This is a genomic window from Kordia sp. (assembly GCF_045105435.1).
Classification (GTDB): domain Bacteria; phylum Bacteroidota; class Bacteroidia; order Flavobacteriales; family Flavobacteriaceae; genus Kordia.
The window spans coordinates 1-6,110 of the sequence record NZ_JBGCDL010000340.1; the positions used below are offsets into that span (position 1 = coordinate 1).

4 protein-coding genes are annotated in these 6,110 nt (G+C 35.3%); all 4 read left to right on the forward strand.

Features of this window, described 5'->3' with window-relative positions:
- Window positions 1–259: 259 nt before the first annotated feature.
- Window positions 260–1,465, forward strand: coding sequence for a DUF4856 domain-containing protein (locus tag AB8B65_RS17415; protein ID WP_405302558.1), 1,206 nt, complete (start codon window positions 260–262; stop codon window positions 1,463–1,465).
- A 104-nt stretch (window positions 1,466–1,569) separates the two neighbouring features.
- A complete protein-coding gene (locus AB8B65_RS17420; protein ID WP_405302559.1) occupies window positions 1,570–2,685 on the forward strand; it encodes an imelysin family protein in 1,116 nt (371 codons plus the stop codon).
- Window positions 2,686–2,842: 157 nt separating this feature from the next.
- Entirely contained in the window at window positions 2,843–4,198 is a 1,356-nt protein-coding gene (locus tag AB8B65_RS17425; RefSeq protein ID WP_405302560.1) for an HTTM domain-containing protein, read from the forward strand.
- A 94-nt stretch (window positions 4,199–4,292) separates the two neighbouring features.
- The coding region (locus AB8B65_RS17430) for a TonB-dependent receptor domain-containing protein (RefSeq protein ID WP_405302561.1) at window positions 4,293–6,110 on the forward strand (1,818 nt) is incomplete at its 3' end.

The window sequence follows — 6,110 nt, forward strand, 5'->3', positions numbered from 1 at the left end:
AAAAATAATTAGGTTACAAGTATGCTTCTTTTCTATACTATTGATCGTAAAAACTGATCAAATTGAAACTTTTTTCAAGTCTTATTTATTGATTTTTTAAATTTTAACACTTAAAAATAAATTATAATAAATTGATTATTAGATTTTTAATCTAAAATCGTTAATTTTATTAAGATTAAGTCTAAATAAACTTTGTAAAAACAAAAAGCTATAATATATTTGTCAAAACAAAATCGTAATACTAAATATAAAACCAAAAATGAAAAAAATAATCGTAGGAGTATTGGCAATATCTAGCTTCGTTTTTACAGCATGTTCAAGTGATGATGATGGAACAACTCCAACAGACACAAATGAAGTAATCGCACCTGCAACATACACATTTAGTAGAAATGGAAATGCTACAGTAAGTTATAGCGGACAAACCACTAGAATCCAAATGGGAGAAGAATTTATTACTGCATTAAAAGACAACTCAACAACTGAAGGAGCATTGGATGGAATGTTTGCACACGTGGAAGGAAACAATGATTTCAGTGACGCAGATTTGAATGCTTCCGATAAAAGTATTCGTAGCAAAACGGCAGCTTCATCAGATTATTTTTCAGCAAATACAACCGACGCAAACGCAATCAAAGCAGATTTCGATTCGTGGATTGCAGCACAAGTATCCGAAGTATTTCCTGCTTGGACAAACATTGCGACTGCCGGAAATGCAGGACAATTACAAGAAGCAGGTGGTGGAGCTACACGTTATATTAGTGGTAAAGGATTGGAATACAATCAAGCCATAAACAAAGGGTTAATTGGTGCTTTAATGGTTGATCAAATACTAAACAATTATTTAAGCATATCCGTTTTAGACGCAGGAACCAACAGAACTGACAACGATGCAGAAATTGTAGCAGAAGGAAAAAGTTACACAAACATGGAACACAAATGGGATGAAGCATTCGGTTACCTTTACGGAACGGACAATGCAACTGCGCCAATCTTAAACGAAGATAATTTCCTAAACAAATACTTGTCAAGAGTAGAAAATGATGCCGACTTTGCAGGAATTGCTTCAGAAATATACGAAGCTTTCAAACTTGGTAGAGCTGCCATTGTAGAAAAAAACTATACTGTTCGTGACCAACAAGCAAACATCATTCGTGAAAAAATATCAGAAGTAATTGCCATCAGAGCAGTTTATTATCTACAACAAGCTAAAGCAACGATCGGAATTGACAATGCAAGTGCTTTTCACGATTTATCAGAAGGATTCGGATTTATCTACAGTTTACAATTCACGCGTAAGCCAGGTACAAATGCACCATATTTTACAAAATCAGAAGTAGATGCATTTATTGATCAATTAATGGTAGGAAACGGATTTTGGGATGTAACACCTGTAACTTTAGATACAATTTCTGACGAAATATCAGCAGAATTCAACTTCACAACTGCACAAGCAGGAAGCTAAAAAAATTATTTAGAATTAATATAAAAAAGTAGTAAATGCATTAGGATAACACTTGCTACTTTTTTACTTTTGCAACGTTTATTTAGAATAAATAGAAATAAGAAATGATAAAGAAAATTTTCCCATTAGTAGTATTAGCCCTATTTATTGCAGCCTGTAGTTCAAGTGACGATTCGTCAGATTCAAATGGTGGCGGAAACGAAACAGCTTTTGACAGAGCCGCTATGTTGCGAAATGTGGCAGACAATATCATCATTCCTTCGTATCAAGCATTAAATGTAGATTTAGAAGCACTTGTTACAGCAAAAGACAACTTTCTAACAACGCCAAATCTTGCAAATCTTGAAACACTTCGTGCTGCTTGGTTAACAGCTTATAAAGCTTGGCAACATGTGGAAGCGTTCAATATTGGACAAGCTGAACAAACGTTGTATTATTTTCAAATGAACACCTATCCTGTAAATACGACCGATATAGAAAACAACATTGCAAGCGGAAGTTACGACTTAACTAGTACCAATAACAATGATGCAGTTGGTTTTCCTGCTTTAGACTATATGTTATACGGTTTAGAAACAACTGATACGGCAATAGTTGCAAAATTTGATACAAATGCAACAGCTGCTAAATACAAAACCTATCTTTCTGATGTAGTTGATCAAATGCAAATGTTAACACAAACAATCTTAAACGATTGGACAAATACTTACAGAACTACATTTGTAGCAAGTACAGCAAATACAGCTACAAGCGCCACAAATAAATTCATCAACGACTTTATTTTTTACTACGAAAAAGGATTAAGAGCGAATAAAATTGGAATTCCTGCCGGGAACTTCTCTGCAACACCTTTACCAGATAGAGTAGAAGCCTATTACAATCAAGAAGTATCAAAAGAATTGGCGTTAGCAGCATTAACTGCGGTAAAAAATATTTTTAACGGAACTCAATTTGGCGGAAGCGCTTCAGGCGAAAGCTTCAATACGTATTTAGCTTCTTTAGACAGAACCGATTTGGCAACAGCTATCAACAATCAGTTCAATACAGCTCGTGGAAAAATTCAAGAATTAAACGCAAACTTTGCGACACAAATAAATACAGATAATACCAAAATGACAGAAGCGTATGATGCGCTACAAGCAGCTGTTGTTTTGTTAAAAGTAGACATGCTTCAAGCATTCAATATCAGTGTAGATTACAATGATGCAGATGGCGACTAAATAGCCAAAATTACTCGTAATACAAAGGTTGTCGTAAGCGGGCAACCTTTTTTTGTGCGATAGTTAATGACTTCACGGAAACTCCAAGAAGTATTCAGAAGAAACTATAAAAAGTATTTCGACACAAGTGTTGGAATATCTAAATTTCGATTATCGAGTGAATCGATTCAAAACATACCTAAATCAGCAAACCAACGCAGCGCCATTGGCAGTTTTTCGTATTGGTTTCGGATTGATGATGTTGTACGGAATCATTCGTTTTTGGGCACACGGTTGGATAGAAAGTATTTACCTCGAACCAAAATTCCATTTCTCATATTACGGTTTTGAATGGGTAAAGCCAATCGGAAACTATACATATCTCATCTTTATCATTTGCGGATTAGCGGCTTTCTTTGTCGCACTAGGACTCAAATACAGATTGGCAATTATCACGTTCTTTCTGAGTTTTACGTATATCGAATTGATGGACAAAACAAGCTATCTCAATCATTACTACTTTATCAGTATTTTGAGTTTTTTGATGATTTTCCTTCCGGCGAATGCTACATTTTCCATGGACAATCTTTTGCGAAAAAGAAGCTATGCGAAAATTCCAAATTGGACCATTGATAGCATCAAACTATTACTAGGAATTGTCTATTTCTATGCAGGTTTGGCAAAAATAAACTCCGATTGGCTCTTAGAAGCGCAACCATTAAAAATTTGGCTGCCATCAAAATTCGATCTGCCACTCATCGGAAAAACAGTCATGCAACAAGATTGGTTTCACTATGCCATGAGTTGGTCGGGAATGCTCTACGATTTGTGCATTCCGTTTTTATTACTCTACAAACGAACGCGCATAATAGCTTTCATATTAGTCGTGTTTTTCCATGTATTCACACGCGTTTTATTTCCTATCGGAATGTTTCCTTTTGTGATGATTGTGGGAACATTGATCTTTTTTGAAGCCGATTTCCACCTAAAAATTATTGCTTTCATCAAAAAAATCATCAGCAAATTTAAAACGATCAACACAAAAAGAGTAGAAAAATTTCAAGTATATCACATACGTTTCAAATCGTTAATAATTCCTGTGATCATTACATTTTTTGCTATTCAATTATTACTTCCATTCAGATATGTGCTCTATCCTGGAAATGTATTTTGGACAGAACAAGGTTATCGATTTTCTTGGCGCGTCATGCTCATGGAAAAAGCAGGCTTATCCACTTTTAAAATTGTAGATGGAGCAACTAAAAACTTTTTCTACGTAAATAACAGTGATTTTTTGACAGAATTTCAAGAGAAACAAATGAGTTTTCAACCTGATTTCATCTTGGAATATGCACACTATTTAGGCGATCATTTCACGAGTCAAGGACACAAAAATGTAGAAGTATATGTAGACAGCAATGTTGCACTTAACGGACGAATGAGCCGAATATATATAGACAAAACCGTTGATTTATATCAGCAAAAAGAATCATTCAGACACAAAAACTGGATTGTACCATTTAAAGAACAATGATATATAATGAGGTCAAGTTATTCATAAATGTGTCATATCGAGCGCAGCCGAGATAACTAAAGAACTCAGGTCATCAAAATAAAAGTAAATAGAAATGAATTTAAAGAATTTTAGCATCCTAACTTTACTTTGTTTATTCAGCATTTCCCTAGCTGCACAGCAAAAAATTTCTGGAAAGGTAACTTCGGCAGAAAACAACAAACCGATTGCAAATGTTGATATTTATGATCAAGGTTCAGGAAAATTGACAACAACGAATGAAACTGGTTATTATGAATTTACCACAGAAGAAAAACAGTTGAAAATTGTCTTTTTCTCGTTTGAATATGAAGTGTTGGAAAAGCAACTTTTGGTTGACAAAAAAACGATACTAAATGTGGTTTTAAAGCCTTTGGGCGAACAACTATCGGAAGTACAATTGAATGTTAGAAAGACAAAAATATTCGCGCTAAAGCGATTAAAAGATGTTGAAGAAACGGCAATTTACGCAGGAAAAAAGACCGAAGTAGTTTTGGTAGAACAATCCATGGCAAACTTGGCTTCCAACAATGCGCGCCAAATATACAGTCAAGTTGTGGGTTTAAATATTTACCAAAATGACGATGCAGGATTGCAATTAAATATTGGTGGACGCGGTTTAGATCCTAACAGAACGGCAAACTTTAACACACGTCAAAACGGTTATGATATTAGCGCGGATGTGTTAGGATATCCTGAAAGTTATTATTCGCCTGCGGCGGAAGGTTTACAGGAAATTCAAATCATTCGTGGTGCGGCTTCCTTACAATACGGAACGCAATTTGGCGGTTTGGTTAACTTTGTGATGAAGAAACCAAATAAAGCAAAACCATTTGAGTTTATTACGCGAAATACGATCGGAAGTAACAATTTATACACCAACTTTACGAGTGTAAGCGGAACGACAGGGAAATTCAGTTACTATTCGTTTTTCAACTATAAAAAAGGTGACGGATTTCGTCCAAACTCAGAATTTGAAAGCAAAAATGCCTATGCACATATTGGCTATCAATTCAATGAACGCACGAAGTTAGAAGCAGAAGTTACGTACTTACGTTATTTGGCAAAGCAAGCTGGCGGATTAACAGACCAAATGTTTGCAGAAAACCCGTTTCAAAGTAACAGAGAACGCAATTGGTTTCAAATTGATTGGTTATTGTACAATATAAAATTTGCACATAAATTCTCGGACGACACCAACTTTACATTCAATGCGTTTGGTTTAAATGCTTCGCGAAATGCGTTGGGTTTCAGAACAAATCGTGTCAATCAAGTGGATCCAGGAAGTGAACGCGATTTAATAAAAGGCGACTTTAATAACTTCGGATTTGAAGCACGTTTGTTAAGTAACTACGAAGTATTTGGGAAAAAATCTACGTTTTTAATTGGTTCAAAATTTTACAAAGCAGACAACACAAGTGCGCAAGGTCCAGGTTCAACAGGAAGCGATCCGAATTTTGAATTTCAAACGGCAGACTTTCCAAACTATCAGAATCAATCCGCGTATGAGTATCCGAATTTGAATGTAGCTGTTTTTGGTGAGAATATTTTCTATGTGAATGAAAAACTATCGATCACACCAGGTTTCCGATTTGAACATATCAAAACAGAAAGTGCCGGATTTTTCAAGCGAATTAACTTAGATGGCGCCGGAAACGTCATTTTAAACGAAACAGTTGACAATAGCGAAGTGCGTGAACGTTCGTTTGTGCTTTTCGGATTGGGCGCAAGTTACAAACCATCGGATGCATTAGAAATCTATGGAAATGTATCACAAAATTACCGTTCAGTTACGTTTACAGATATCAGTATCATCAATCCAGCATTTGCGATAAGTCCAACGATTGATGATGAAAAAGGAATGACAATCGATTTTGGATTGCGCGGAAATTAC